This is a genomic window from Sphingobium sp. 22B (genome assembly GCF_001580035.1).
Lineage (GTDB): Bacteria > Pseudomonadota > Alphaproteobacteria > Sphingomonadales > Sphingomonadaceae > Sphingobium > Sphingobium fuliginis.
In genome coordinates this window covers 382,017-407,892 of record NZ_LTAB01000001.1, presented here as the reverse complement: position 1 = coordinate 407,892, position 25,876 = coordinate 382,017, and the positions used below count along the sequence as shown (strand labels likewise).

Annotated in this window: 20 protein-coding genes; 12 read left to right on the top strand and 8 right to left on the bottom strand. The window is 64.3% G+C overall.

Going from position 1 to position 25,876, the window contains the following annotated elements:
- Positions 1–63: 63 nt before the first annotated feature.
- Positions 64–1,992, top strand: a complete 1,929-nt coding sequence (locus A0J57_RS01835; RefSeq protein ID WP_061938469.1) for a potassium transporter Kup — start codon at positions 64–66, stop codon at positions 1,990–1,992.
- A gap of 54 nt (positions 1,993–2,046) precedes the next feature.
- Here A0J57_RS01835 and A0J57_RS01830 read toward each other — a convergent pair whose 3' ends face one another.
- On the bottom strand, positions 2,047–2,511 hold the full coding sequence (locus tag A0J57_RS01830) for an Hsp20 family protein (protein ID WP_007685769.1): 465 nt from the start codon (positions 2,509–2,511) through the stop codon (positions 2,047–2,049).
- A 538-nt stretch (positions 2,512–3,049) separates the two neighbouring features.
- Between A0J57_RS01830 and A0J57_RS01825 the strand changes: the two genes are divergently transcribed.
- Together A0J57_RS01825 and A0J57_RS01820 are read left to right on the top strand one after the other, a co-directional pair.
- Positions 3,050–4,300 (top strand): lipoprotein-releasing ABC transporter permease subunit, encoded by a 1,251-nt coding sequence (locus tag A0J57_RS01825; RefSeq protein ID WP_061938466.1) that lies wholly within the window; start codon positions 3,050–3,052, stop codon positions 4,298–4,300.
- Complete coding sequence (locus tag A0J57_RS01820; protein ID WP_048577091.1) at positions 4,293–4,982, top strand: ABC transporter ATP-binding protein; 690 nt, start codon at positions 4,293–4,295, stop codon at positions 4,980–4,982. Before A0J57_RS01825 ends, A0J57_RS01820 begins: the two co-directional genes overlap by 8 nt.
- On the opposite strand, the gene A0J57_RS01815 is transcribed toward A0J57_RS01820, so the two are convergent.
- Positions 4,968–6,776 (bottom strand): diguanylate cyclase, encoded by a 1,809-nt coding sequence (locus A0J57_RS01815; RefSeq protein ID WP_061938463.1) that lies wholly within the window; start codon positions 6,774–6,776, stop codon positions 4,968–4,970. The two genes, A0J57_RS01820 and A0J57_RS01815, sit on opposite strands and share 15 nt — an antisense overlap.
- Before the next feature lie 128 nt (positions 6,777–6,904).
- Here A0J57_RS01815 and dnaE point away from each other — a divergent pair, with 128 nt between their 5' ends.
- Positions 6,905–10,441 (top strand): DNA polymerase III subunit alpha, encoded by a 3,537-nt coding sequence (gene dnaE / locus A0J57_RS01810; protein ID WP_061938460.1) that lies wholly within the window; start codon positions 6,905–6,907, stop codon positions 10,439–10,441.
- Between the two features lie 85 nt (positions 10,442–10,526).
- Here the strand turns inward: dnaE and A0J57_RS01805 are convergent, their stop codons facing one another.
- Entirely contained in the window at positions 10,527–11,594 is a 1,068-nt protein-coding gene (locus tag A0J57_RS01805) for a PA0069 family radical SAM protein (protein WP_061938457.1), read from the bottom strand.
- Between the two features lie 80 nt (positions 11,595–11,674).
- Here A0J57_RS01805 and A0J57_RS01800 point away from each other — a divergent pair, with 80 nt between their 5' ends.
- Positions 11,675–12,184, top strand: coding sequence for a YbjN domain-containing protein (locus tag A0J57_RS01800; RefSeq protein ID WP_235600755.1), 510 nt, complete (start codon positions 11,675–11,677; stop codon positions 12,182–12,184).
- A gap of 22 nt (positions 12,185–12,206) precedes the next feature.
- Here A0J57_RS01800 and moaB read toward each other — a convergent pair whose 3' ends face one another.
- The 3 genes from moaB to A0J57_RS01785 are packed head-to-tail and all read right to left on the bottom strand — an operon-like array spanning position 12,207 to position 15,246.
- Positions 12,207–12,734 (bottom strand): molybdenum cofactor biosynthesis protein B, encoded by a 528-nt coding sequence (gene moaB / locus A0J57_RS01795; protein ID WP_061938454.1) that lies wholly within the window; start codon positions 12,732–12,734, stop codon positions 12,207–12,209.
- Positions 12,734–14,533, bottom strand: coding sequence for a lytic transglycosylase domain-containing protein (locus tag A0J57_RS01790; protein WP_061938451.1), 1,800 nt, complete (start codon positions 14,531–14,533; stop codon positions 12,734–12,736). The genes moaB and A0J57_RS01790 overlap by 1 nt, the downstream gene beginning before the upstream one ends.
- On the bottom strand, positions 14,530–15,246 hold the full coding sequence (locus tag A0J57_RS01785) for a uracil-DNA glycosylase family protein (RefSeq protein ID WP_061938448.1): 717 nt from the start codon (positions 15,244–15,246) through the stop codon (positions 14,530–14,532). Before A0J57_RS01785 ends, A0J57_RS01790 begins: the two co-directional genes overlap by 4 nt.
- Before the next feature lie 128 nt (positions 15,247–15,374).
- On the opposite strand from A0J57_RS01785, the gene A0J57_RS01780 reads away from it, so the two are divergent.
- Genes A0J57_RS01780 through A0J57_RS01750 form a run of 7 tightly spaced genes read left to right on the top strand, consistent with a single transcriptional unit; the run spans position 15,375 to position 23,255 of the window.
- Positions 15,375–17,027: an electron transfer flavoprotein-ubiquinone oxidoreductase gene (locus A0J57_RS01780; protein WP_061938445.1), complete on the top strand. Its 1,653-nt coding sequence runs from the start codon at positions 15,375–15,377 to the stop codon at positions 17,025–17,027.
- A 31-nt stretch (positions 17,028–17,058) separates the two neighbouring features.
- Positions 17,059–18,681: a tetratricopeptide repeat protein gene (locus A0J57_RS01775; protein WP_061938442.1), complete on the top strand. Its 1,623-nt coding sequence runs from the start codon at positions 17,059–17,061 to the stop codon at positions 18,679–18,681.
- Positions 18,668–19,567: a 4-(cytidine 5'-diphospho)-2-C-methyl-D-erythritol kinase gene (locus A0J57_RS01770; RefSeq protein ID WP_048577099.1), complete on the top strand. Its 900-nt coding sequence runs from the start codon at positions 18,668–18,670 to the stop codon at positions 19,565–19,567. Before A0J57_RS01775 ends, A0J57_RS01770 begins: the two co-directional genes overlap by 14 nt.
- A complete protein-coding gene (locus A0J57_RS01765) occupies positions 19,564–20,280 on the top strand; it encodes an N-formylglutamate amidohydrolase (RefSeq protein WP_048577100.1) in 717 nt (238 codons plus the stop codon). The genes A0J57_RS01770 and A0J57_RS01765 overlap by 4 nt, the downstream gene beginning before the upstream one ends.
- A gap of 37 nt (positions 20,281–20,317) precedes the next feature.
- Positions 20,318–20,659 carry a hypothetical protein gene (locus A0J57_RS01760; RefSeq protein ID WP_235600754.1) on the top strand — a complete coding sequence of 114 codons (342 nt, stop codon included), beginning with the start codon at positions 20,318–20,320 and terminating at the stop codon, positions 20,657–20,659.
- Complete coding sequence (locus A0J57_RS01755) at positions 20,659–22,053, top strand: NAD(P)H-hydrate dehydratase (protein WP_082718737.1); 1,395 nt, start codon at positions 20,659–20,661, stop codon at positions 22,051–22,053. The genes A0J57_RS01760 and A0J57_RS01755 overlap by 1 nt, the downstream gene beginning before the upstream one ends.
- Positions 22,050–23,255: a class I SAM-dependent RNA methyltransferase gene (locus tag A0J57_RS01750; protein ID WP_061938439.1), complete on the top strand. Its 1,206-nt coding sequence runs from the start codon at positions 22,050–22,052 to the stop codon at positions 23,253–23,255. The genes A0J57_RS01755 and A0J57_RS01750 overlap by 4 nt, the downstream gene beginning before the upstream one ends.
- Before the next feature lie 74 nt (positions 23,256–23,329).
- On the opposite strand, the gene A0J57_RS01745 is transcribed toward A0J57_RS01750, so the two are convergent.
- Positions 23,330–24,523, bottom strand: coding sequence for a type III PLP-dependent enzyme (locus A0J57_RS01745; protein ID WP_061938437.1), 1,194 nt, complete (start codon positions 24,521–24,523; stop codon positions 23,330–23,332).
- Between the two features lie 148 nt (positions 24,524–24,671).
- Positions 24,672–25,844 carry a carboxynorspermidine decarboxylase gene (locus tag A0J57_RS01740; RefSeq protein WP_061938435.1) on the bottom strand — a complete coding sequence of 391 codons (1,173 nt, stop codon included), beginning with the start codon at positions 25,842–25,844 and terminating at the stop codon, positions 24,672–24,674.
- Between the last annotated feature and the right edge of the window lie 32 nt (positions 25,845–25,876).

Sequence of the window (25,876 nt, the reverse complement as noted above, 5' to 3'; positions counted from 1 at the left end):
TGACAAGACGGGCCGCTTCCCCGTTCGGGTGTCCAAAGATCATGACAATTCGGCATTTTCTTCATGGCTGACGAGATCACCAACGGCGCCGTGCGCGTCGATGACGAGAGCGCCCATGATCACGGTCATGCCGGACAGAAGGCCACGCTGAAGCTGGTCGTCGGTGCGATCGGCATCGTCTTCGGGGACATCGGCACCAGCCCGCTTTATGCCTTCCGCGAAACATTCGCCGGACATCATCATCTGGACCTCGATCCGGATCATATATTGGGCGTCATCAGCCTGATGTTCTGGTCGATGATGCTGGTCGTGACGCTGAAATATGTCACCGTCATCATGCGTGCGGACAACAAGGGGGAGGGGGGCAGTCTCGCCCTGCTCGCCCTGATCAACGGTCAGACCAGGACGCAGCGATGGTCGCGCGGCATCGTCCTGCTCGGCGTGTTCGCGACGTCCCTTTTCTACGGCGACTCGATGATCACGCCCGCCGTGTCGGTGCTGTCGGCGGTCGAGGGACTGGCGGTCTACAACAGCAGCCTTGCGCCGCTGATCCTGCCGGCCGCGGTCGTCATCCTGCTCGGCCTGTTCTGGATACAGGGACTGGGGACCAACCGGGTCGCATCGCTGTTCGGCCCGATCATGCTGTTCTATTTCCTGACCATCGCGGTTCTGGGCATCATCAGCATCGTCAAGACGCCGGGCATCCTTCACGCCTTCAATCCCTATTGGGCGGTCATGTTCTTCGTCACCGATCCGCTGCCGGCATTCCTCGCCCTGGGCGCGGTCGTGCTGGCCGTGACGGGCGCGGAAGCGCTCTACGCCGATATGGGGCATTTCGGACGCAGCCCGATCCGCGTGTCCTGGCTGACCTTCGTCCTGCCCGCCTTGATGATGAACTATATGGGGCAGGGCGCGCTGCTGTTCCGGGAGGGCGCGGCCGCCCTTCACAGCCCCTTTTATTATCTGGCGCCGCAATGGGCGCAATTGCCGCTGGTCGGGCTGGCCACGCTGGCCGCGATCATCGCCAGCCAGGCGGTGATCTCCGGCGCTTTTTCCGTCACGCAGCAGGCAATCCAGCTCGGCTTCATGCCCCGCCTGCGGATTGCGCATACCAGCGCGTCGACGGCCGGCCAGATCTACATCCCCCTCATCAACTGGGGGCTGATGGTCATGGTGATCCTGCTGGTGCTGGTGTTCCAGACCTCCTCGAACCTCACGGCCGCCTATGGCATCGCCGTCACGGGCGCGATGTTCATCGACAATGTGTTGCTGACGGTGCTGCTCTACCGGCTATGGAAATGGCGCTGGTATTATTCGGCGCCTCTGCTTTCGGTGCTGTTCCTGGTGGACGGCGCCTATCTGGCCGCCAATTTCACCAAGGTGCCCGATGGCGGCTGGTTCCCGCTGCTGATCGGCTTCGTGATCTTCACCCTGCTCACCACCTGGTCGCGCGGGCGCCGTCTGGTTCAGGACCGGCTGCGCGAAGCGGCCATGCCGATTCCCGTCTTCGTCGCGTCCGCCGCGAACAGCGCGGTTCGGGTGCCCGGTACGGCGGTTTTCATGACCTCCACGCCCGATGGCGTTCCGCATGCGCTGCTGCATAATCTCAAGCACAACAAGGTGTTGCATGAGCGCGTCATCCTCTTGACCGTCAAGATCAAGGATGTGCCGGTTGTAGAAGATGACGGGCGCTTCAAGCTGGAGGATCTGGGCCGCGGATTCTTCCGGCTGGTGCTGCAATATGGCTTCATGCAGGAACCGGACGTCCCCGCCGCGCTCAAGAATGTGACTGGCTGCGGTCAGGCGTTCAGGATGATGGACACCAGCTTCTTCCTTGCCCGGCAGACGCTGCTGCCGTCGGCCAAGCCGGGGATGCCGCTGTGGCGGGAGAAGATTTTCGCCTGGATGCTGCGCAATGCGGAAAGCGCAATGGAATTCTTCCGGCTGCCGACCAATCGCGTGGTCGAACTGGGCAGCCAGGTCGAGATCTGATCCATATAAAAGGGCGCGGCAGGACCGCCGCGCCCCATCTTCCATCCAAGCGGATCAGGCCGCGTCGCGATCGGCATTGATCTCGACGAGCTGACCGCCGTTGATCGCGATCTTCTTCGGCTTCATCGCCTCCGGAACCTCACGCACCAGTTCGATCGTCAGCAGACCATCGGCCAGGTCGGCCTTTTCGACCCGCACGAAATCGGCGAGTTCGAAGCGGCGTTCGAAGCTGCGGTTGGCGATGCCGACATGCAGGAAGCGAGAGCGGTCGCCGCCCTGCGATTCTTCCTTGCGCCCGGTGACCTGGAGCAGGTTCTGCTGGGCAGTGATGTCGATCTCGTCCGTCCGGAAGCCCGCGACGGCCAGCGTGACGCGATAGCGATCTTCGGAAATCCGTTCGATGTTGAACGGGGGATAATTGTCGCCTTGCTGCAACCGGGCGTTGTTCTCGATCAGGTCGAAGAGACGATCGAAGCCCACGGTCGAGCGGCGATAGGGGGTAAGGTCAAAACCACGCATTGTCATAATCTCCCAAAGAGCAAAATGAACATGCCGGACCCAGAACAAGGCATCCGGCGGTATCATGTCCAACCCCATATGGCGGCTGGACGGCTTTGATATGGTTCGATGGAAAAGCGTTTCAAGTGGTCTGGCGACGGGATTTTGGATGTGTGGCGGGCGCCATGCGCAGCCTTGTTCACATGCCCGGAGGCGGCCCAATGGCTGGTCGTTCAAGCCCGAAAAGAAAAGTACCCGGGCCGTGTTTCCACGACCCGGGTACTAATGGACGATTGCTCGTCTCCCCCTTGGCCTGCCTCAACCGCTTCTCAGCCCCCTAAGCTCGAAGCGGGATGCAGTATCCCTGAACCACGGCCATTTACCTGTGCTTCGTCGCCTGTGCTATGTATAGAGCAGGCCGCTGTCACGGGCTATTTCCCAGCCTTGTGATTTTCCCCGCGAGGCTGTGGCTCCGGTGCAACAATCCGGCAATGCTTGCCGTCGGTCGATAGCATGCTAGACGGGCTGCCTGTCCAATCGAGAGGCCATTCGCGCCGTCATGATTCTATCCCGATACGAACGCATGATTGCCAAGCGTTACCTGCTGCCCGGCAAGGGGGAGGGGTTCATATTCCTGGTTGCCGGCATCAGCCTGGCCGCCGTGATGCTGGGGGTGGCGGCGCTGATCATCGTGATGAGCGTGATGAACGGCTTTCGCGCCGAACTGTTCGACAAGATCGTGGGCCTTAACGGTCATGCCGTCGTCCAGGGCTATGGCGGACGCCTGCCGGACTGGAAGTCGGTGTTGAGGGAGGCGAAGGCGACGCCCGGCGTGACCAGCGCCACGCCATTGATCGAGCAGCCCCTGCTGGGCAGCTTTCAGGGGCGGGTGGAAGCGGTGCTGGTGCGCGGCATGACCGTGAACGACATCCGCAACAATGCAACGCTGAAGGCGAAGGTCGTGGCCGGCAGCCTGAGCGCGCTGACCCCCAATGGCGGCAAGGTGGCGATAGGGTCGCGGCTGGCGGAAAATCTGGGCATCCAGTTGGGCGACAGCCTTACCATCATCAATCCCGCGGGCCGTTCGACGCCCTTCGGCACGGTGCCGCGGCAGGTATCCTATCAAGTGGCCGCCATTTTCGAGGTCGGCATCTACGATTATGACAAGGCCTTCGTCGTCATGCCGGTGGAAGACGCCCAGACATTGCTGCTGTTGGGCGACGTCGTCAGCATGATCGAGGTGGAGACCGTCAACGCCGACCAGGTGGCCGCCATATTGGAACCCTTGGCCGGCAAGGTCGCGGGCCGCGCTATCGTCACCGACTGGCGGCAGATGAATGCCTCGCTGTTCGAGGCGCTGGCGGTCGAGCGCGTCGCCATGTTCGTCGTGCTGTCGATCATCGTGCTGGTGGCGGTTTTCAACATCCTCTCCTCGCTCATCATGCTGGTGCGCGCGAAGACGCGCGACATCGCCATCCTGCGGACCATGGGTGCGAGCAGGGCCGGGCTGGTGAAGATATTCATGACCGTGGGCGTGACGATCGGCGCGTTGGGCATGGCGGCGGGCATGGTGCTGGGCTTCACCTTCCTGTTCTTCCGTCAGAGCGTGGTGAACGCGATCCAGTTCATGACCGGGCAGAATCTCTGGGACCCGTCGATCCGCTTCCTCACCGAATTGCCGGCCAAGCCCGATCCGGTGGAGATCGCCATCATCTGCCTGATGGCGTTGATCTTCAGCTTCCTGGCGACGCTCTATCCCGCGTTCAAGGCCGCCAATACCGATCCTGTGCAGGTGCTGCGTTATGAATGAGATATTGAAGGTCGCAGGCCTCAAGCGCAGCTTCACTCAGGGCGGCGTCACCATAGAGGTGTTGCGCGGTGTCGAGTTGTCGGTGGCGCCGGGAGAGATCGTGGCGTTGCTCGGTCCGTCGGGATCGGGGAAATCGACGCTGCTCCAGGCGGTAGGATTGTTGGAGGGCGGCTTCGACGGATCGATCCGCATCGCGGGCGAGGAAGCGGCGAAGCTCGACAATGACGGACGGACGCGGCTTCGCAGGGATGCGCTGGGCTTCGTCTATCAGTTCCACCATCTGCTTCCCGACTTCAATGCGGTGGAGAATGTCATCCTGCCGCAGGTGATCCGCGATGCGGAGATGGCAACGGCCCGCGCTCGCGCCGAATCCCTGCTCGGGTCATTGGGGCTTGGCCATCGGCTGGAACATCGGCCCAGCCAGCTTTCCGGCGGCGAGCAGCAGCGCGTGGCCGTGGCGCGGGCGCTCGCCAACCAGCCTGCGCTGGTCCTTGCGGACGAGCCCACCGGCAATCTGGACGAGCGGACCGCCGACGTCGTGCTGGCCGAATTCCTGCGGCTGGTGCGCGAGGAAGGTTCCGCCGCGCTGGTGGCGACGCATAATGAAAGACTGGCGGAGAAGATGGACCGGGTTGTCCGCCTTCACGAAGGGCTGCTGGAGGAAAGTTCAGGCGGAATGTGACGCCGCATCCCGGACCGTCGCGATGACGATCTGGTTCCGTCCCTGATTCTTCGCCCGAAGCAGCGCGGCGTCCGCCGTCCGGACCAGTGTTTCCGCCCTGCCATGGTCGGGGAAGACGGCAAGGCCGAAGGAGGCTGTGATCGGCCCCAGTTCTTCGCCCCGATGCTCGACTCGCAGTTCCTGCAATTTCTGCTGCACCTGAATGGCGCGGTCGATGGCCTGATCCTGCGCGAAGCCGGGCATCAACAGCACGAACTCCTCCCCGCCCAGACGGAAAGCGCAATCCTTTTCCCGCAACGCTTCGTCCAGCACGCCGCCCACGGCGCGCAGCACGGCATCGCCCGCATCATGGCCATGGGCGTCGTTGAACCGCTTGAAATGATCGATGTCGACCATCAGGCAGGCCAGCGGCGTCAGGGCGCTTTCGGCATGGGCCACCTGTTCGTTGAACACCGCATCGAAGCGGCGACGATTGGCCAGCCCGGTCAGCGGATCGGCCATGGCCATCTGCCGCAACGCATCGCGCAGCCGCAGATTGGCAAGAGCCAGGCCGATATTTTCCGCCAGCATCTCCAGATATTTCTCGGTGCGGCCGATCTGATCGGCGGTACGATCCTCGGGCTGCTCGACATAGAGCAGGCCGATGCTCTCCCCCTGCGCCGTCAGCGGTATGCAGATGGTGCGGACCTGCGCATTTCCCGTCAGATGCTCGCAGGGAATGTCGACCAGATCGCCGGCCGGCTTGTGAATCTGCCCCCGCCGCAGCGCCCAACAGGCGGCGGGTGTAAAATCGCCGCCCGACTGCCGGGGCGACAGCCAGTCGCAGGCCTGCACCATCATGTTGCGGCGCGTGTCGTGAATGTAGAGCCGCCCGGCAAAACCCGGCGCGATCTCAGGCGCGAAACGCCGGACGACCTCGACCAGGTCGCTGGTGCTGTCGCATCCCTGCAGGCGTTGCGTCATGCGGGAAAGCTGGTCGCGCGTGATCCGGTCCGCATCGCGTTCCTGCTCCAGCCTTTGCCTTTCCAGGCCGTTTTCCCGGAAAATGCGGATGGCCTGCGCCATGTCGCCAATCTCGTCCACCTGGGGAAAGTCGGGCGGCACAGCGGCGTAATCCTGCGCGGCGAGGCGCGTCACGACATCGCTCAGCCTCACAACCGGACGCAATATGCGCTGCTTCAGGATGAAGTAGAGCACGCACAGGAACAGCAGGGCGGTAGCACCCAGCATGATTTCCGACATGATGCGCCACTGCCGGGCCGCTTCGGTCGCCTGCTGGACGGTGTTTTCCGCCCGCTGGTCCAGCATATACTGGAACTTGCCGATCTGGGCGGCGACGCGATCGAGTTCCCGGCCATATTCGTCCCCGAAGACTATGGTGCGCGCAGTCTCCCGGTCACCCTTTTTGGCGGCGTTGATGGCGGCTTCCTGCTCATCGGTCAGCGCGTCGGCCCAGTGCAACCCCTGCCGCAACGCCGCCAGTTCGCTGATGCTTGCTCCCCGGTCGCGCAGATGCAGAATACGCTGCTCGACAGAGCGGAGCGCCGCCTTCTCCCGCCGATAGGCGATGATATGCGACGGATCGCCCGTAATCACATAGGCGCGCGCCTGCTCGGTCAGCCGATAGGTGTCTTCCTCCAGCGTGGCGGTCATCTGGTCGAACACGGCCCGCTGCTCGACGGCGGCCCGCTCCTTTTCTTCCGCGCTGGAGGCCATCAGCATGACCGCCCCCGAAGCTAGGGTAAGGGCCACGGTGGCGCCATAGGCATAGTTGGTGATGGTGGATAGACGCATGATCCGCTCAGGCTAGAACTCAATAGTTGGAGATGTGTTAACCATCGGCCAGTGACGGCGCAATTTTACCCACGACTTTCTGCGTCCGGGGGCTGGCGCCGAATCGGTGGGAATGCCTAGATGAGCTCATGCCCCATGCCGGTTTCGTCCCCCTTCGCGTCTTTTCATCCTTCACCATGCTGGAGGGGGCGATCGACCCCAAGAAGATCGCGAAGCAGGCCAGGGCTCTGGGCTTTCCCGCCGCGGCCATCACCGACCGTAACGGCCTGTATGGCTCCATGGCCTTTTCCGACGCCTGCAAGGGGGAGGGGGTGCAGCCGATCATCGGCGCGATGATCGGCATTTCGCGCCCCGACCGGCCGGCCAATGCGGCGCCCGTGCACGACTGGATCGCCCTCTATGCGCAGGATGCGGTCGGCTATGACAATCTCTGTGCGCTGGTATCCATGGCGCATCTCGACCGGCCCGTCGAAGAGGTGCCGCATATCAGCCTAAGCATGCTGGAGGGGCGGACCGATGGCCTGATCGCCTTGACCGCCGGAGGGGAAGGCGCGCTGGCGCGGCTCTTCGCCGAGGATCAGCCTGCTGCGGCGCTGGCTTATGCCAGGCGGCTGGAAGCGCTGTTTCCCGGAAGGCTCTATATCGAAATCTGCCGCCGTTTCGACCCCATCGAAGGGAAGGCGGAACCGGAACTGCTCGACCTTGCCTATGCCCGCGACCTGCCTCTGGTGGCGACCAACCCGACCTGCTTTGCCGAGCCGCATTTTCACGAAGCGCATGACGTGATGCTCTGCATTGCCGACAGCGCCTATGTCGAGACGCCCGACCGTCGCACCAGTTCGCCGGACGCCTGGATGAAACCGGCGGCGGAGATGAGGCGGCTGTTCGAGGATTTGCCCGAAGCGCTCGCCAATACGCTGGTGGTCGCCCAGCGCTGCGCCATTGCCGCCCCCAAGCGCAAGCCCATCCTTCCCAGCCTGGCCGGGGACATAGAGGGCGAGGCGAAGATGCTGCGCGAGCAGGCGACGGCAGGGCTGGAAGCCCGGCTGGCCAAGGCCGGCATCACCGACGAGGAAGCGCGAAAGCCCTATTTCGACCGGCTGCAGTTCGAAACCGACATCATCATCCAGATGGGATTTCCGGGCTACTTCCTGATCGTGGCCGACTTCATCAAATGGACGAAGGATCATGACATTCCGGTGGGGCCGGGACGTGGTTCGGGCGCTGGATCGGTCGTCGCCTGGGCGCTGACGATCACCGATCTGGACCCGCTGCAACTGGGATTGCTGTTCGAGCGCTTCCTGAATCCGGAACGCGTCTCCATGCCGGACTTCGACATCGACTTCTGCGAAACGCGACGAGGCGAGGTGATCCGCTACGTCCAGCAGAAATATGGCACGGACCATGTCGCGCAGATCATCACCTTCGGAAAGCTGAAGGCGCGCGCCGTTCTGAAGGACACGGGCCGCGTCCTGCAGATGAGCTATGGGCAGGTCGACCGCCTGGCCAAGCTGGTGCCCAACCATCCGACCGATCCCTGGACGCTGGAACGCTCGCTGAACGGCGTGGCGGAGTTCAGGGCGGAATATGACAATGACGCGCAGGTCAGGCGGTTGATCGACTATGCGATGAAGCTGGAGGGCTTTCCGCGCCATAGCTCCACCCATGCGGCGGGCGTGGTGATCGGCGACAGGCCGCTGTCGCAACTGGTGCCGCTCTATCGCGATCCGCGCTCCGACATGCCGGTGACGCAGTTCGACATGAAATATGTCGAAGGCGCGGGGCTGGTGAAGTTCGACTTCCTTGGCCTCAAGACGCTGTCCGTCTTGCAGAAGGCGGTGCAACTGCTTGCGGGCCGGGGGGTGGAGGTCGACCTCAATTCGCTCGGCTGGGACGATCCGGCGGTCTATGAACTGCTCCAGCGGGGCGATACGGTCGGCGTGTTCCAGTTGGAATCGGAGGGCATGCGCAAGACGCTGGCCGCCGTGCGTCCAACCAACTTCGGGGACATCATCGCGCTGGTGTCGCTCTACCGCCCCGGGCCGATGGATAACATTCCGATGTTCGGCCGTCGCAAGAACGGTCAGGAAGAGATTGAATATCCACATATATTGCTGAAACCGATCCTGGAAGAGACCTATGGCATCTTCGTCTATCAGGAACAGGTGATGCAGGCCGCGCAGATATTGGCGGGCTATTCGCTGGGCGATGCCGACCTTCTGCGCCGCGCCATGGGCAAGAAGATCAAGGCGGAGATGGATGCGCAACGCGCCCGCTTCGTCGAGGGGTGCGCGAACAGCGGCATCGCGGCGGGCAAGGCGAACGAACTGTTCGACTTGATCGACAAGTTCGCGGGCTATGGCTTCAACAAGTCGCACGCCGCCGCCTATGCTCTGCTCGCCTATCAGACCGCCTGGCTGAAGGCGCATTATCCGGCGGAATTCTATGCCGCGTCCATGGCCTTCGACATCCACCTGACGGACAAGCTGACCGTGTTCGTGGACGACATGCGGCGCATGGGGCTGAGCTGCCTGGCGCCGGACATCAACCGCAGCCTGGCGGATTTTTCGGTCGAGCCGGTCCAATATGAAGGCGACGACCCGCGCCTGGGCTTTGCCGTACGCTATGCGCTGGGCGGGCTGAAAGGCGTGGGCGAGAAGGCGATGGAACAGCTTGTGGCCGAGCGGGAGGTTGGCGGCCCGTTCAAGTCGCTGGATGATTTTGCCGACCGGATCGAGCCGCGTCTGCTCAACCGGCGGCAATTGGAAAGCCTGGCGGCGGCTGGCGCCTTCGACGGCGTGCATGCCGACCGGGCCGGTGTCCATGCAGCGGCGGAAACGATCCTCAGCGTCGCCTCCAGCGCTGCGGAGGCAAGGGAAAGCGGTCAGGGCGGTCTGTTCGGAGATGTCGAAACGCCGCATGCGGATGTCCGCATCCCGCCGCACCAGACCTGGTCGACGGCGGACCGCATGGCGCAGGAAAAGGATGCCTTCGGCTTCTATTTCTCCGCGCATCCGGTGGACCGCTACCGCCATCTGGCAGAGGCGCGCGGCGCGAAAAGCTATGGCGCGATTTGCGCCGAACCGGTGGCGGAGGGCGGACGTGCCACCGGCGTGATGGCGGCCATGGTCGAGGATGTGCGCTGGCGTGAAACCAAGCGGGGTGCGCGTTATGCCGCCGCCACATTCTCCGACAGCAGCGGTCAGTTCCAGGCAAGCTGCTTCGATGAGGATGCCTGCAAGGCTATCGAGGATATGGCGCGCGAAGGCGATTGCGCGCTGCTGATGGTTGAACTGGACCGCTTGCCGGGCGAAGAAACGCCGCGGGTGACGGTCCGCGGGGTGGAGCCTTTCCGCCAATTGGCCAATAGTTCCCGCATGGAACTGGTGGTCGATGTGAGCGATGCAGCCGCAATCGGAACGTTGGCGCAGCTTCTGGCGCGCGCGAAGGGAGGACGGAGCGAAGTCTTCCTGCGTGCGCCCGTGGGGGGAGGCAAGGCGGCGCGGCTGTTCCTGGGCGACGATTATCTGATCGGTGCGGACCAGGTCGACAGCATCGCGACGATTGCCGGCCTGCGCATTGGGTCGTTCGAACGGATGGAAGCCAAAGCGGACGGCTATCGCGCACGCAATCGGCGTTCGGGCTTGCGCTTGGTGGCTGGTTGAGCTTCCTCCGGTCGAGGACAGCTTGCTCTCACCGTCGCCATGTGCAGGAACCCCAGTTCCGAAGCTCGATCTGGAGCCTGAACCCCTAGAATAGGCTCATCTGGTCACCCTCCGGCCTTCGGAACAGATCGGTGCGTAGAGTCACCCGTTCTCCAGTGAAGCCCGCCCGTTTACGTGCCTTTTGAAAGCGCGTGCGGATCAGGTCGGCCCATACTCCCTGCCCGCGCATCCGGCTGCCGAAATTCGCGTCATTGTCGCGACCGCCCCTTATGTCATGGATGATTGCCATCACCTTGGCCGCGCGGTCGGGATAATGTTCTTCCAGCCAGGCGCGGAACAGCGGGGCGACTTCATGGGGCAGGCGGACGGGAATATAGCTGGCGTCCCGTGCGCCAGCCGATGCGACGCGAGCGACAATATCCTCTATCTCATGATCGGTGATAGCGGGAACTATGGGCGATATGCTGGCGACGACCGGTATGCCCGCATCCGCCAACCGCCGGATCGCCTCCACCCGGCGAAGCGGATGCGGCGCGCGCGGTTCCAGCGTTCTGGCCGTGGCGGGATTCAGCGAGGTCACCGAAATCATCACCGCGACCAGCCTTTCCCGCGCCATGCAGGTCAGCAGGTCGATGTCGCGCAATATCCGGTCGGATTTGGTCGTGATATAGACCGGATGACGGCATTCCCACAATATTTCAAGGCATTGTCTGGTGATCCTCCAATCCCGTTCGATCGGCTGATAGGGATCGGTATTGGTGCCCATCGCGATCGGGTTGACCTGATGGGATTTCTTGGAAAGCTCCTTGCGAAGCAACGTTGCCGCGTCGGGCTTCGCAAACAGCCGGGTTTCGAAATCCAGGCCCGGCGACAGGTCGTGATAGGCATGGGTCGGACGGGCGAAGCAATAGATGCAGCCATGTTCGCAGCCCCGATAGGCGTTGATCGACTGGCTGAAGGCAATGTCGGGAGAGTTGTTGCGGCTGATGATGGTTCGAGGGCGTTCTACCGTCACCTCCGTACGTCGCCGCGGCGGGACGCCGTCAATGTCGGCCAGGGCATCCAGCCAATCGCCGTCGGACGTTCGTTCGGGCATGTTGAAACGCCGGCTTTCGCCGTTTACCGTCGCACCTCTGCCTTTCTCAACCGCCATCTCGGAATTAGAACATAAAGGGAACATGTTGACAAGGCCGTATCCGCCGGTTCATCTGAAGCCCATTCGAAAAGGGGGACATGATGCGAAAGATCATCGCCGTGGCAGGCTTGTGGATGGCTCTGGCAACGCCCGGCCTGGCGGCTGACACTGGGGCCTGCGGTGCGGGCCTGATATGCGCGAGCGATCCGCAAACCGTGGTGCAGGCGCTTCAGGCCGCCGGATACAAGGCGCTGTTGGGCAAGAGCAAGCAGACCGGCAATCCGAAGATCGAAAGCGCGGCGAGCGGCTATGATTACTCGATCTTCTTCTATGAATGCGAGCAGACGCGGCATTGCGGATCGCTGCAATTTCAGGTGAGCTTTGAGGATGACGGCGGCAATACGCCGGAGCTTGCCAATAAATGGAACAAGGACAAGAGGTTCGCGCAGATGTCCGTCTGGGACGACGGATCGCTGGCGGTCGCCTTTGACGTGACGACCGTCGGCGGGCTTAACCAGAAGAATTTCGCCGATGTGATCGACTGGTGGACGGTCATGCTGGGCGAGGCCAGCAAATTCTTCAAGGAAAACCCTGCGCCGACCAAATGAGGCCGCAAATTGTGGCGATGTCTCAGCGTTCGGTCAGGCGCGGCATGAGTTCCACGAAATTGCAGGGCCGGAAACGACTGTCGAGTTGGCTGACGAGGATGCCGTCCCAGGCATCCTTCACCGCGCCCGTCGATCCAGGCAGCGCGAAGATATAGGTGCCCCGTGCGACGCAGGCGGTCGCCCGCGACTGGATGGTGGACGTGCCGATGCTTTGATAGCTGAGCCAGCGGAACAACTCTCCAAAGCCCGGAATTTCCTTGTCCTGCACCTGCGCCAGAGCCTCCGGGGTGACGTCGCGGCCCGTGACTCCCGTTCCGCCTGTCGTGATGATGCAGTCGATCTGCGGATCGTCGATCCAGCCATGCAGGCGCGCGACGATGGCCGAGCGTTCGTCCCGCTCGATATGACGGTCGGCCAGGACATGGCCGGCGGCGGCAATGCGATCCGCCAGAATGTCGCCCGACCTGTCGTTGGCGGCCGTGCGGCTGTCCGACACTGTCAGCAATGCAATCCGAACCGGCAGGAAGGGCCGGCCTTCGTCGATCGGCATCAGTCGGAACCGCCGGCAATGCTGGCGGCGATGCTTGCGCTGGCCATCGGCTTCCTGGGAGCCAGGCGGACCAGGCGCGTGCCCTTCGTTCCCGGAAAGGTCGGCCAAAGTCCCTGCGCCATGCCGGCCAGCGATTCCGCACTGCCCTTCGCCTGGATCTGATACATCCAATAGTTGCGCATCACGATGTTCACATAGGCGCGCGTTTCGTAATAGGGCAGGGATTCGATGAACAGCAGCGGGTCGCCATTGTCCTTCACTTCGCTGTTCCAACGCTCGACGGGCATCGGCCCGGCATTATAGGCGGCCATCACCTTGGGCAGCAGCCCGCCGGTCGCGCCCATGTCGCGCAGATTTTCGAGGTAGCGCTGGCCATATTCCATATTGGTCGACGGCACGAACAGTTGATCGGACGCGGAAAGCCCCATCAGGCTGCCCGTGCTGGGCAGCACCTGCATCAGTCCGCGCGCGCCTGCGCTGCTCACGACATCCCGGCGGAAACCGGATTCCTGGAGCGCATGGGCATAGATCAGCGCCGGGTCGACCCGCCATCCACCATCCGGCCGCCAATCGGGCGCGGGGAAGCGCGCGAAACTGCCCGGCTGCTTGCCCGCAGGACCGTTATGAGCGAGCCAGAGCTGGGTTTCCGGCAGGCTCAGCGCGCCCGCCAGCCGGATCAGCGCATCATATTGGCCGGTCCCGCCGATCTTCGCCTGATAGCGCAGGATCTGGTCCGCTCGTGCCGTTTCACCAATGGCTGACAGGGTGACGGCTGCCCGCACATTAGGGCTGTCCTTGAGCTGCTGCCATTCCGTAGCGCCGAAGCGAGGTGCGGCAGGTGCGCCGCCCAGGGGCACGGCCAGCGTTTCGCGGGCCAGCAGGCCGTAGAAGCTCTCTTCCGAGCGCGCAGCGGTCTTCAGCAGGGCTTCGACCCGCTCCGGTTCTCCGCACACCATATAGGCGCGCGCCGCCCAATAGGCGCCCGCTGCGCGCATGTCGCTATTGCCGGCCAGCGCCGCGACATTGCCGAAAGCGGGCGCTGCAGCCCGGCAGTCATTCTGGCGCCAGGCCGCAAGGCCGGTGGTCCAATAGGCCTGCACAGCCCAATCGCCGCCGCTGCGGCCTTCAAGGGCCTTCGCCGCCATGCGCCGGGCGTTGGCGTCGTCGCTTTCGATATAATAGGCCCAGGCGATGCGCTGCCGCACTTCGGTCAGGCCCTCCGGCGTCAGCCCCGCCTCACCGGTGGAAAGCAGGGCTTCGGCGCCGGCCGGATCGTCATTCTTGATGAAGGGCTGGATTTGACCGACCAGTGCCTGAGCCAGCGCATCGGTCTTCACCGCCGACACATATTCGCGGCGGGGCGCGCCACCCAGCCAGACCATCTTCTGCACCTGGGGCAGGGTGGGCAGGATCGTGGCGCCACGCTTCTGCGCCAGCCGGGAAAGCTGATCGGCCTTGTCCAGCCATGGCGCCTTGTTGATGAGGTCGAGCAGTTCGAACAGCTCGACCCTGGGGGAATTCCTTGCGAGGTAGAGTTCGGCCAGGGCGACCGGGCGGAAAGCGTCCTGTGCGTCCAGCGCGCCGATCATCGCCTTCGCATCCATCCATTTCTGGTCCCGCAAGGCGGCGTAAATGGCGCTGTACCGGCCCTTGTCGGCCTCGCTCAGCTGGAGAGGCGATGAGGGCAATTCCCTGGCAATCGCGGGAACAGTAACCGCCGTGTCGGCGTTTGCCGGCATGGCCGTCGCGGCGAAAGCCAGCGCTGCCAGGCATGATGAAAGGGTGGTTGCGCGAATCACTCAGTCATTTCCTCGATCAGACCTTGCAGCACACGCCAACATTCTGCCTTTGCTGCGGGTTGGCCAAGCAGCAAACGCGGGTGAAATGTGGCGAAGGCGGGTAAGGTGCCGCCATCATGGTTAAAATTCCGTAAACCTGTCTCCGGCGTTGGCAGAAGGGTGCGGATCGTTCGGTCGCCCAACAACAATAATCTTCGGGGGGAGGCAAGCATCACATGTGTGCGCATGCGCGCTGCGGCCGCCGCCAGGTCCGACGCCTCCACCATCGCGCCCGGCGGACGGGACAGGAAGAGCGACCCCAGATGGATGTCCTGCCGCTTGAGGCCGATCGTCCGCAACATGGCATCGAACAATTGACCCGCACGCTCGCTGAGCAGGGCTCCTGCCCCGATGTCTGCGGGATCGGGCATGTCGGTGATGACCATGAGAGGTGCGTTGACAGGCCCTGCGGGCATCAGCGCGGCGCCCGGCCAGCGCCGCTCCGGCTGGGCGGCGTCCTCCGCAAGCCAGGTCAGGAAGGAGTCGAAAGACTGGGGCTTAGTCTGGGCGAGAGTATCGTCGGGCGCGGCGATCCGCGTTCGCGGCGGCTCCTGAACGGGGCGCAACCAGTTGGTCGGTTCCTCCCCGATGGCGCAATCCACGCCGGCCAGCCTCCACCACGCCATATAGGCATTGGCGGTCTCCGCCAGATTTTCCTGCAATAATCCCCGCATCGATTGTCTTGGGCCAGAGGTTGACGCCGTGGTCAAGTTTCTTCATCGCGCTCAATGGCAAAACGTTTGGGTAGCGCGGCGACCGGATCAGGAAGGAAAACCGGCGGCGTCGACGAAATGGAGGGAATATGAGCGAACGGGATTCGATGCCCTATGACATCGTCATCGTCGGTGGGGGACCGGCGGGGCTGTCTTCGGCCATCAGGCTGAAGCAACTCGCGAACGAGGCTGGGCAGGAATTGTCGGTTTGCGTGCTGGAAAAGGGCTCGGAAATCGGCGCCCATATCCTGTCGGGCGCGGTGATCGATCCCAAGGCGCTGGATGAGTTGTTCCCCGAATGGCGCGACATGGGCTGCCCGATGGCCGAAGTGCCGGTGACGGACAATCAGCACTGGTTCCTCAGCAAGTGCGGCAAGATGAGCATGCCGCACATCATGACGCCGGCATGGATGCACAACAAGGGCACCTATACCGGATCGCTGGGCAATCTCTGCCGCTGGCTGGCCGAACAGGCCGAGGGGCTGGGCGTGGAAATCTTCCCCGGCTTCGCGGCGGCGGAAATCCTCTACAATGAGGACGGGTCGGTGAAGGGCGTCGCGACCGGCGACATGGGTATCGACCGGGAGGGCAATCGCAAGCCTGACTATCAGCCTGGGCTGGAACTGCATGCGCGCTACACCTTCTTTGCGGAGGGCGCGCGGGGCCATCTCACCAAGATATTGAAGCGCCAGTTCGCGCTCGATGCCGACAGCGAGCCGCAGGTCTATGGCCTGGGCATGAAGGAATTGTGGGACATCGATCCCGCCAAGCACAAGCCCGGCCTCGTCATCCATACCCAGGGCTGGCCGCTGACCGACGCCTATGGCGGCGGCTTCCTCTACCATCAGGCCAATGGGCAGGTGGCGCTGGGCTTCGTCGTGGGGCTGGGCTATCGCAACCCCTATCTCTACCCGTTCGAGGAATTCCAGCGCTGGAAGCAGCATCCGGAAATCCGCAAATATCTGGAGGGCGGGCGTCGCGTCTCCTATGGCGCGCGGGCGATCAACGAGGGCGGCTGGCAGTCGATCCCCAAGCTCGCCTTCCCGGGCGGCGCGTTGATCGGTTGCTCGGCGGGCTTCGTCAACGTGCCCCGCATCAAGGGCACGCATACCGCGATGAAATCGGGCATGCTGGCGGCGGAGGCGGCCTTCGCTGCGATCCGGGCCGAACGGTCGAGCGATGTGCTGGACGATTATGAGGCCAATCTGCGGTCGAGCTGGATCGCGACCGAACTGCAACTGGTCAAGAATGCCGAGCCGCTGCTGTCGAAGTTCGGCAACACCATCGGCACGGTGCTGGCGGGCATCGACATGTGGATGCGCACGCTGAAGATCGGCCTGCCCTTCACGATGAAGCACAAGCCCGATGCGGAGAAGCTGTGGCGCAAGGACGTGTCGAGGAAGATCGACTATCCCAAGCCCGATGGCGTGATCAGCTTCGACCGGCTGTCGTCGGTGTTCCTCAGCAACACCAATCATGAGGAAGATCAGCCGGTCCATCTCCAGCTCAAGGACCCGTCCATCCCGATTTCCTACAACCTGCCCCTTTATGACGAGCCGGCGCAACGCTATTGTCCGGCGGGCGTCTATGAAGTGGTCGGGCTGGAAGAAGGCGAACCCCGCTTCCAGATCAATGCGCAGAACTGCGTCCACTGCAAGACGTGCGACATCAAGGACCCGACCCAGAACATCAACTGGGTGGTGCCCGAGGGCGGTGGAGGACCGAACTATCCGAACATGTAGGCGCCTACCTCAACAGGCATTTGCTGCAATCATGCTGGTGCTGCCCGCCGCGGCGGGCGCATCGGTGGACCCCGGCAGCGCATTGCATGCCTATATGCGGGGGCGCCTGGCCGATGACGACGGCGCTCCCGGCCTTGCGCTGACCAGCTACCGGCAAGCGCTGGCGGGCGATCCCGCCAGTCTGGAGGTTGCACGCCGATCCTATTTCCAGGCGGTGATCAGCGGCGATATGGCGCTGGCGCTGCGCTCCGCCGCCGTGCTGGAAAGCGACGGCATCCTGCCGCGCGACGGCACCCTGCTCCAGATCGCGGACGCGCTGAACCGGAAGGATTGGGCAGGTGCAAGGCTGATCGTCGACCGCATGGTGGCGGAAGGCAATTTCGCCTTTCTGGCGCCGATCATGCGCAGCTGGATTTCGGTGGGGGAGGGGCGCTATGCGGCGCCTGTCATCGATCCCACGGATCGTTTCGCCTCCCTCGCGAAACGTTATCTGGACGAACATCTGGCGCTGCAGGCGCTGCGTAACGGCGACCTTCAGACTGCCCGGCCATCGATCAACCAGGCGCTTGCATTGCGGACCGCAGAGGCGGACGAACTGCGGCTGCTCTTCGCCGGACAATTGGCGGCGCGGGGCGCCAGGGCGGATGCGCTGGCGCTTCTGCCCGAAACCCACGCCAATTTCGCGCAGGCCCGCGAGGATATTGCCAGGGGCAAGGCGCTTTCGTTCCATGGCAAGGCCCTGACGGCGGGGCAGGGGTTCGCCCGGCTGCTTACCCGGCTGGCCGCCGACATATCCTCGGACGGCAGCACGGGGTCGCTGGGGATCAGGCTTGCGCGCATCGCCGCCTTTGCCGATCCTGCCGGGGCCGCGCCCCGCATCGTCGCCGCCGATTTGCTGAGCCGGGGCGGCTATGCGGCCTATGCGGTCGAGGAAGCCCGCAAGGTCCCCGGCGCCGGCTGGTACGGCGCGCTGGGGCAGGCCGAACTGGTCGAGGCATTGGCGGCGGCGGGCCAGCGGCCGGAGGCGATCACCCTTGCCCATGCGCTCGCAGCCGTCCCCAATGCGGAGCCCGAACGCCATGTCCGGTTGGGTCAGTTGCTGATGCAGGAAAAGGATTACCGGGCGGCCGCATCGGCCTTCCGCGCGGCGCAGGCCGGCTATTCGGGCGATGCCGTTCCCTGGGCGCTGCTGCTGTTCGAAGGCAGCGCGTTGGAACAGGGTGCGCAATGGGACCAAGCGCGGGCCGTGCTGGAGCGGGCGGCCAAGCTGGCGCCGAACGAACCCGCCATACTCAATTATCTGGGCTATGCGCAGATCGAGCGGCGGCAGAACATGGATGCGGCGCTGGAGTTGCTGAAGAAGGCGAGCGCGCTGAAGCCGCAGGATGCATCGATCACCGACTCCCTGGGCTGGGCGCAGTTCGTGACCGGCGACATCGATGCCGCCGTGCCGATATTGGAGCGGGCAGCAGCGGGCGCGCCCTCAGACGCGACCATCAACGAACATCTGGGCGATGCGCTCTGGGCAGCCGGACGACGATATGAGGCGCGCTATGCCTGGCGCGCCGCGGCTGTCTTTGCTGAGGGAGAGACGGCGCAGCGACTGGCCGCCAAGACCAGAGAGGGGATGAAGCCGGAATATGCCGCACGTTGAAGCGGAGGATGTCGCCGCCCGCCCCGTGGACGCGGGCGAACTGGTCGAAACCGCCTTTGCCAAGATCAATCTGGCGCTCCATGTCCGGGGCAAGCGGGCAGACGGCTATCATGCGCTGGAGAGCCTGTTCGTCTTCACCGAGTTGGGTGACAGGCTGACGGGCCGCATCCGCGCGGACGGAGAAATCAGGCTGGAGATGGATGGCCCGTTCGGTCCCTTGCTGGTTGGCGGCCCGGACAATCTGGTGGTGAAGGCCGCCCGCGCGTTGCAGGCCCATCTGGGGGGAAGTCCCGGCGCCGATCTGAGGCTGACCAAGATATTGCCTGTCGCCTCGGGCATTGGCGGCGGTTCCGCCGATGCCGCGGCTGCGCTGCGTTTGCTGACCAGGCTCTGGAATGCGCCGATGGCTCCGCAGGCTCTGGAGCGCATCGCCCTGTCATTGGGATCGGACGTTCCCGCCTGCATCGGCAGCATCCCGCAAATGGTGCGTGGACGCGGCGAGCTATTGCAGCCCCAGGCTGTCGAAGGCCTGACCGCCATGCCGATCCTGCTCGTCAATCCCGGCGTCGCCCTGTCGACCGCGGAAGTCTTCGGACTTTGGGATCGACTGGACCGGGGGCCGCTTGCGGCAGAGGGGCTGGAACGGTTGATCAGCGAGGGGCGCAACGACCTGGAGCAGGCCGCCATGGCGGCAGCGCCGGTCGTCGCGGATGTACTGGCGGCGCTGGGAGCCTGCGCCGGATCGCGCCTTGTCCGCATGTCCGGGTCGGGCGCGACCTGCTTCGCCCTCTTCGATACGGATCGGCAGATGGCGGAGGCGGCGGCTGCCTTACGCGCTGGTCGGAACGGATGGTGGGTCGCGGAAACGAGGATCAGGGCGGCATGAGCGAGGCTTTCACACAGATCGATGGAGGCGACCTCAACATCCTGATCATTGCCGATCATGCGTCGGCGCATGTTCCGGCGGACATCGACCTGGGGATCGATGCCGCCTTGCTGAGCGATCATATCGCCATAGACATCGGCGTGGCGGAGGTCAGCGCGCTGCTGGCGCGGCAACTGGGCTGCACGGCGGTGCTCGGCGGCGTTTCGCGCCTCGTCATCGACCTCAACCGGGAAGAGGATGCACCCGGCCTGCTGCCCGTCATGAGCGATGGCCATGCCATTGCGGGAAACCGCCATGCCGACCTCGCCGACCGGATGATGCGGTTCCACCACCCCTATCATCATCATGTCGCGCGGCTGCTGGACGGCATGGCTTCGCCGTTCATCCTGTCCGTCCACAGCTTCACGCCGCGCCTCGCCAGCGATCCCGATCAGAAGCGGCCCTGGGACATCGGCGTGCTCTACAACCAGGATGACAGGGCCGCGCGGATCGCCATTCCCATGTTGGAGGCGGCGGGGCTCAAGGTGGGTGACCAACTGCCCTATTCGGGCAAGGTGCTGAACGCCACGATGAACCGCCATGCGGAGAGGAACGGCATTCCCTATCTGGGCATAGAGATGCGGCAGGATCTGGTCGGCGATGCGGAAGGGCAAAGACGATTTGCCGCAATATTGGCTCCGGTGGTTCTCGAATGCCGCAGCCGGCTCGCATGACGGGCAGCGGGCAGGAATGATGAAATCCCGCTCGTTGATGCAAGATGCGCTTCTGTGTCTGGCGCTGGCGGGATGCAGCCCTCGCCCGGAGTCCGGCGAACTTGCGGGGAAAGGGCGGGAAAAGATTTTCTGCGCAATCGGACCGGGCGCGGAGTGGAGCGAGGATTGTGCGGTCGAGCAGGATGGGAAAATGCTGACGGTGCGCCATGCGGACGGCGGCTTCCGGCGCTTCCGGATAGTCCATGACGGACGCGGAATCGCGCCGGCGGACGGGGCGGAACAGGCCGGTATTCAGGTCGCCGGCAAGGGGGCAATCGCGTTGAGCGTCGGGCAGGACCGCTATCGCCTTCCGGCCCGCTTCTCCGAAGGGAAGAAATGATGCGGATGCATGCGATCCTGACGGCGGCCGAGATGCGGCGGGCGGAGCAGGCCGTGATCGCAGCCGGCATCCCCGAATATATGCTGATGGAGCGCGCGGGGGCAGCCGCTGCGGAGATCATCTGGCGGGCAGGTGGAAAGCGTGACTTGCTGGTCCTCTGCGGTCCCGGCAATAATGGCGGCGACGGCTTCGTGATCGCGCGGCTCCTTCGGGCGCGAAGCGTGCCGGTGCGCGTCGCCGCCCTTGGCGAAAGCCGAACGGACTCCAGCATGAAGGCGCGGGAGGCATGGGGTGGCCCCGTCGAAGCTTTCCTGGACGCGGCGCCGGCGACGCAGATCGTGGACGCGCTGTTCGGGACCGGCCTCTCTCGTGGGCTGGACGGGGTGATCGCAGCGAAGCTGCGCGCCCTTATCGAACAGGCGAGCTTCAGCTATGCCGTGGACCTGCCGAGCGGCGTGCAGACGGACAGGGGCGAACTGCTTTCCGATGTGCCTGACATGGGCGTCTGCATTGCCCTGGGTGCGCTAAAGCCGGCGCATATGTTGCAACCGGCCGCAGGATGCTGGCGGCGGCTGGTTTGCGCCGACATCGGCATTGATGCATCCGGCGCGAAGATTCACCGGCTGGCGCCGCCGCAATTGCATCCGCCGGCGCCCGACGCGCATAAATATAGCCGGGGGTTGGTCGCCGTGGTGGGCGGCGAAATGGCGGGCGCCGGACTGCTCGCCAGCCAGGCCGCGGCACGTGCGGGATCGGGTATGGTTCGGCATCTGGTGCAGGGTTCGGCGCACATGGGGCCGGGCGCCATCGTCACGCAGCAGGCCGACAAGGCGGGTGATGTAGCGCGTTCGCTGAACGACGATCGGTTCAGGGCCATATTGGTAGGGCCGGGCCTGGGACGTGGGAGCGAGGCTTCGGATCGGTTGAAAGCCGCGCTTGCCGCCGGGCATCCGCTCGTTCTGGACGCCGATGCGCTGGTCTTGCTGGGGGAAGACGGGGTGGACGCCATTCCGCAGGGCTCGGTCCTGACGCCCCATGAAGGCGAATTTGTCCGCCTGTTCGGAAATCTGCCGGGCAGCAAGGTGGAGCGGGGGCTGGAGGCGGCGAAGCGGACGCGCGCGACGCTGATCTACAAGGGAAGCGACAGCATTGTCGCCTCGCCGGATGGGCGCGCTGTCCTTTCGCCGCCGGGTTCATCCTGGCTGTCGACGGCGGGGACGGGCGATGTTCTGGCGGGGCTGGTCGCTGCTCGGCTCGCTGTCACGGGGGACGGATTCCAGGCGGCATGTGAAGCGCTGTGGCTGCATGGAGAGGCGGCGAGGCGGGCGGGCGCGGCGTTCATCGCGGACGATTTGCTTGCGGAGCTGCCAGCGGCTATCGCCTCCCGCCTGTGACCGACCCTGATACCGACATCATCGTCCGCATCGCCGCGAAGGGCGATGGCGTGACCGCCCTTGGCCGCCATGTTCCGTTGACCGCGCCTGGTGACAGGATCGCGGCGGATGGCGGCATATTGCGGGGGCCGCATCATGTCGACGCGCCATGCATTCACTTTCCGACCTGCGGCGGATGCGAGTTGCAGCATATCGACGATGCGAGCTACGCGGAGTTCGTGACGGGGCGCGTTGCAGGAGCCCTGGCAGGGCAGGGCGTGGAACCCGGCATGCTCCTGCCGCCGCATATCTCGCCGCCGAAGGTCCGTCGCCGTGCATCGCTGCGCGCGGGCAGACAGGGGCGGAAGGTCGTCATCGGCTTTGCCGAATCGGGCAGCCATATGCTGGTCGACCTCGCGATGTGCGAGATCCTCGATCCCCGGTTGTTCGCGCTGGGGGCGCCGCTGAGGAGCCTGTGCGCGGTCATCCTGCCCGAGAAGCGCGCCGCGCATGTCCGCATGTCGCTGACCGATCAGGGCGTCGATCTTTTGCTGGAGGGCGTGCGGATCGAGGGGCTTGCCGCAGATGAGGCGCTTCTAACTTTTGCGCGGGACCATGGGCTGGCTCGACTGACCATCGATGAAGGGGACGGTCCGCAGACGCGGTGGGAACCGGAGCCGGTCACGGTCCGCTTCGGCGGCGTGCCGGTTGCCTTTCCGCCCTTCGCTTTTCTTCAGGCGACACCCGATGGCGAAGCCGCGCTGGTGCGGGAAGCGCGGGCCGCCATGCCGGCGGAGGGCGCCGTTGCGGATCTCTTTTGCGGGCTTGGTACATTCGCCCTGGCTTTGGGGGATGGGCGGCCCGTCTATGCGGCAGAGGCGGCGCGTGATCTTGTCCTCTCCCTCAAATCGGCGGCGAATAAGGCGCGGCGGCGCATGGTGGCGGATCATCGCGATCTGTTCAGGCGACCGCTGACGCCTGCGGAGATTGACCGGTTCGCGGGGATTGTCATCGATCCGCCGCGCGCAGGGGCGCGCGAGCAGGTGATGCAGCTCGCCGCATCGCGGGTGCCGGTGATCGCCTATATTTCGTGCAACCCTGCCAGTTTCGCGCGGGATGCCGCGCATCTGATCGCCGGCGGCTATCGGCTGGAGCGGGTTCGGCCGGTGGGGCAGTTCCGCTGGTCCACCCATGTGGAACTGGTCGGTATCTTCCGGCGCTGAGAGATTAGCCCCTCGCCGCGGGGGAGTGCGGCGAGGGGCCTTGCATCCTCTCCTCAAGGGGGAGGCCCAAGCCTCTACCCCAGCTTGATGACAGTTGCGCGACGGCGGACCGGAACCGCATCGACATAGAGGCTGGCCATCGGTTCATCCTCCACCTCCACCACGGCTTCGGATGTGAAGCCGTTGAAGCCGGTGCGCATCGCGGCGCCATAGGCGCCGAGCATCCCGATTTCGATATAGTCGCCCGCCTGCACGTCGTCCGGCAGCATGAAGGGGCCGACCATATGGTCCATGTCGTCGCAGGTGGGGCCATAGAAGGAGAAGCCGGTCAGTTCCGCCTCGCTCTCTTCCTCGCGCAGCAGGGCCACAGGGAAGCGCCAGCCGATATGCGCCGCGTCGAACAGCGCGCCATAGGCGCCGTCGTTGATATAGAGTTCCATGCCGCGGCGGCGTTCGACGCGCACGACGACCGAACTGTATTCGGCGGAAAGGGCGCGGCCGGGCTCGCACCATAGTTCGGCCGAATAGCTGATCGGCAGACTCTCGAAACCGCGATGGATCGCGTCGAAATAATTTTCGAGCGCGACCGGCTCCATGCCGGGATAAATGGACGGGAAGCCGCCGCCGACATCGATGATGTCGACCGTGACCGCCGCATCGACGATGGCCGCGCGCACGCGTTCGATGGCGTCGCTATAGGCCTGCGGGCTCATCGCCTGGCTGCCGACATGGAAGCAGATGCCCAGAGCATCGGCCGCCTGGCGGGTCGCCATCAGCAGTTCGCGGGTCTCGCCCAGTTCGGCGCCGAATTTGGACGCAAGGCTGAGTTCCGAATGTTCGGAGGAAACGCGCAGGCGCACGCATAGCTCAAGGTCGGTCGCATCATTCGTGGCGCGCATGATCTTCGCCAGCTCGTCCAGCGTGTCGAGCGAGAAGGTGCGCACGCCATGAACGTGATAGGCCTCTGCAATCGCTTCCTCGGCCTTGACCGGGTGCATGAAGCAAAGCTTGCCTTCGCCCTGCAGCGTCTCCGCCACCAGGCGCACCTCCGCGATGGACGCCACGTCGAAATGCGTGATGCCGGAAGCGAAGAGGGTGCGGATCAGATCGGGAGACGGATTCGCCTTGACTGCATAGAGCGAGCGCCCCGGAAACTTCTCAGAGAAGAATCGGGCGGCCCGGGCCGCAGCCTGGGGACGGATCAGCGTTACCGGTGCTGCCGGTTTGAGGGCGGTCGCTACCCCCAGCGCGCTATGATGCTTGTGCAACTCAAGGGACCTCCAGGGTAGTCGTTGGCAAAGAAGCTGCCTTGCGGTGGAAGTCCCATGGGGCAGCGGAAGGGCGATATATGCGGCAGGGGTCCCCCTGTAAAGCGCATGCGTAAATTTTGTTGCGCGGCCGGCTATGAAATGTGCGTCAGGAGAGACGGGACTTGAAATCCTGGTAGGAAAACTCGCGGATTTGCTTGAGTTCGTCGGTTTCCGAGTTCCACAGCCAGATGGCCGGCAGCGGCACGCCGTTGAATGTGTTGGTCTTTACCATCGAATAATGGGCCTGATCGAGGAAGGCGATCCGCCGCCCCGGAGTCGCGCCGCCGGGGACTCGATAGTCCCCTATGATGTCCCCGGCGAGGCAGGATGGACCGCCGAGTCGGGTGACCGGGCCGTCCGCTTCCTCATGCAGCATGGCCGGGCGGTAGGGCGCCTCGATCACGTCTGGCATGTGGCAGGTGGCGGAGATGTCGGTGATCGCCACGGGCATGCCGTTGTCGATCACGTCGAGGATTTCGCCGACCAATATGCCCGCGTCCAGCGCCATCGCCTCGCCCGGCTCGATATAGAGTTCGAGGGCTGTTTGCGCCTTTATCGCCCGGAGGAAGGCGATCAGGTCGTCGATCTGGTAATCCGCGCGCGTGACATGATGTCCGCCGCCGAAGTTCAGCCATTTGAGGCGGCCGACATGGGGCATGACGCGGGATTCGATGGCGGCCCAGGTACGCTGAAGCGGCAGGAAATCCTGTTCGCACAGATTGTGGATGTGGAGGCCGTCGACGCCCTCCAGATGTTCGGGGCGCAGCTGGTCGATGGGAAAGCCGAGGCGGCTGTGCGGTTGGGACGGGTCATATTTGGGCACCTCGCCCTCCGCATGGAGGGGGTTGAGGCGCAGGCCGATGTCGAAGTTCACACCGTTCATCCGGGCATCGTCGATGACCGGGCGCAGGCGGGCGATCTGGCCGGGGCTGTTGAAGATGACATGGTCCGAAATCCTGAGGATTTCGGCCAGATCTTCAGGCTTGTAGGCGGCGCAATAGGTGGCGACTTCGCCGCGATATTCTTCCCGGCCGAGGCGCGCTTCATATATGCCGGAGGCGCAGACACCGTCGAGATATTCGCCGATCACGCCCCCAAGCGACCACATGGAGAAGGCCTTGAGCGCGCCCAGTACCCTGATCCCCGCGCGGTCGCGGATGTCGCGCAGGACCGACAGGTTGCGGCGCACCGCGGCCTCGTCCACCACGAAGGCTGGCGAAGGGACGCGGCGCAGGTCGAAATGGGCGAAGGCGGCCGGATCGCCGGCTTTGGTTTCCATCGGTTCATCCACGCCGCCCTGAGCCTGTTGAG

What these genes read in the sequence shown, in the direction of transcription:
- A0J57_RS01835 (WP_061938469.1), top strand. Translation starts at nt 64, where the DNA reads ATGGCTGACGAGATCACCAACGGCGCCGTGCGCGTCGATGACGAGAGC.
- A0J57_RS01830 (WP_007685769.1), bottom strand. Translation starts at nt 2,511, where the DNA reads ATGCGTGGTTTTGACCTTACCCCCTATCGCCGCTCGACCGTGGGCTTC.
- A0J57_RS01825 (WP_061938466.1), top strand. Translation starts at nt 3,050, where the DNA reads ATGATTCTATCCCGATACGAACGCATGATTGCCAAGCGTTACCTGCTG.
- A0J57_RS01820 (WP_048577091.1), top strand. Translation starts at nt 4,293, where the DNA reads ATGAATGAGATATTGAAGGTCGCAGGCCTCAAGCGCAGCTTCACTCAG.
- A0J57_RS01815 (WP_061938463.1), bottom strand. Translation starts at nt 6,776, where the DNA reads ATGCGTCTATCCACCATCACCAACTATGCCTATGGCGCCACCGTGGCC.
- dnaE (WP_061938460.1), top strand. Translation starts at nt 6,905, where the DNA reads ATGCCCCATGCCGGTTTCGTCCCCCTTCGCGTCTTTTCATCCTTCACC.
- A0J57_RS01805 (WP_061938457.1), bottom strand. Translation starts at nt 11,594, where the DNA reads ATGGCGGTTGAGAAAGGCAGAGGTGCGACGGTAAACGGCGAAAGCCGG.
- A0J57_RS01800 (WP_235600755.1), top strand. Translation starts at nt 11,675, where the DNA reads ATGATGCGAAAGATCATCGCCGTGGCAGGCTTGTGGATGGCTCTGGCA.
- moaB (WP_061938454.1), bottom strand. Translation starts at nt 12,734, where the DNA reads ATGCCGATCGACGAAGGCCGGCCCTTCCTGCCGGTTCGGATTGCATTG.
- A0J57_RS01785 (WP_061938448.1), bottom strand. Translation starts at nt 15,246, where the DNA reads ATGCGGGGATTATTGCAGGAAAATCTGGCGGAGACCGCCAATGCCTAT.
- A0J57_RS01780 (WP_061938445.1), top strand. Translation starts at nt 15,375, where the DNA reads ATGAGCGAACGGGATTCGATGCCCTATGACATCGTCATCGTCGGTGGG.
- A0J57_RS01775 (WP_061938442.1), top strand. Translation starts at nt 17,059, where the DNA reads ATGCTGGTGCTGCCCGCCGCGGCGGGCGCATCGGTGGACCCCGGCAGC.
- A0J57_RS01770 (WP_048577099.1), top strand. Translation starts at nt 18,668, where the DNA reads ATGCCGCACGTTGAAGCGGAGGATGTCGCCGCCCGCCCCGTGGACGCG.
- A0J57_RS01765 (WP_048577100.1), top strand. Translation starts at nt 19,564, where the DNA reads ATGAGCGAGGCTTTCACACAGATCGATGGAGGCGACCTCAACATCCTG.
- A0J57_RS01760 (WP_235600754.1), top strand. Translation starts at nt 20,318, where the DNA reads ATGCAAGATGCGCTTCTGTGTCTGGCGCTGGCGGGATGCAGCCCTCGC.
- A0J57_RS01755 (WP_082718737.1), top strand. Translation starts at nt 20,659, where the DNA reads ATGCGGATGCATGCGATCCTGACGGCGGCCGAGATGCGGCGGGCGGAG.
- A0J57_RS01740 (WP_061938435.1), bottom strand. Translation starts at nt 25,844, where the DNA reads ATGGAAACCAAAGCCGGCGATCCGGCCGCCTTCGCCCATTTCGACCTG.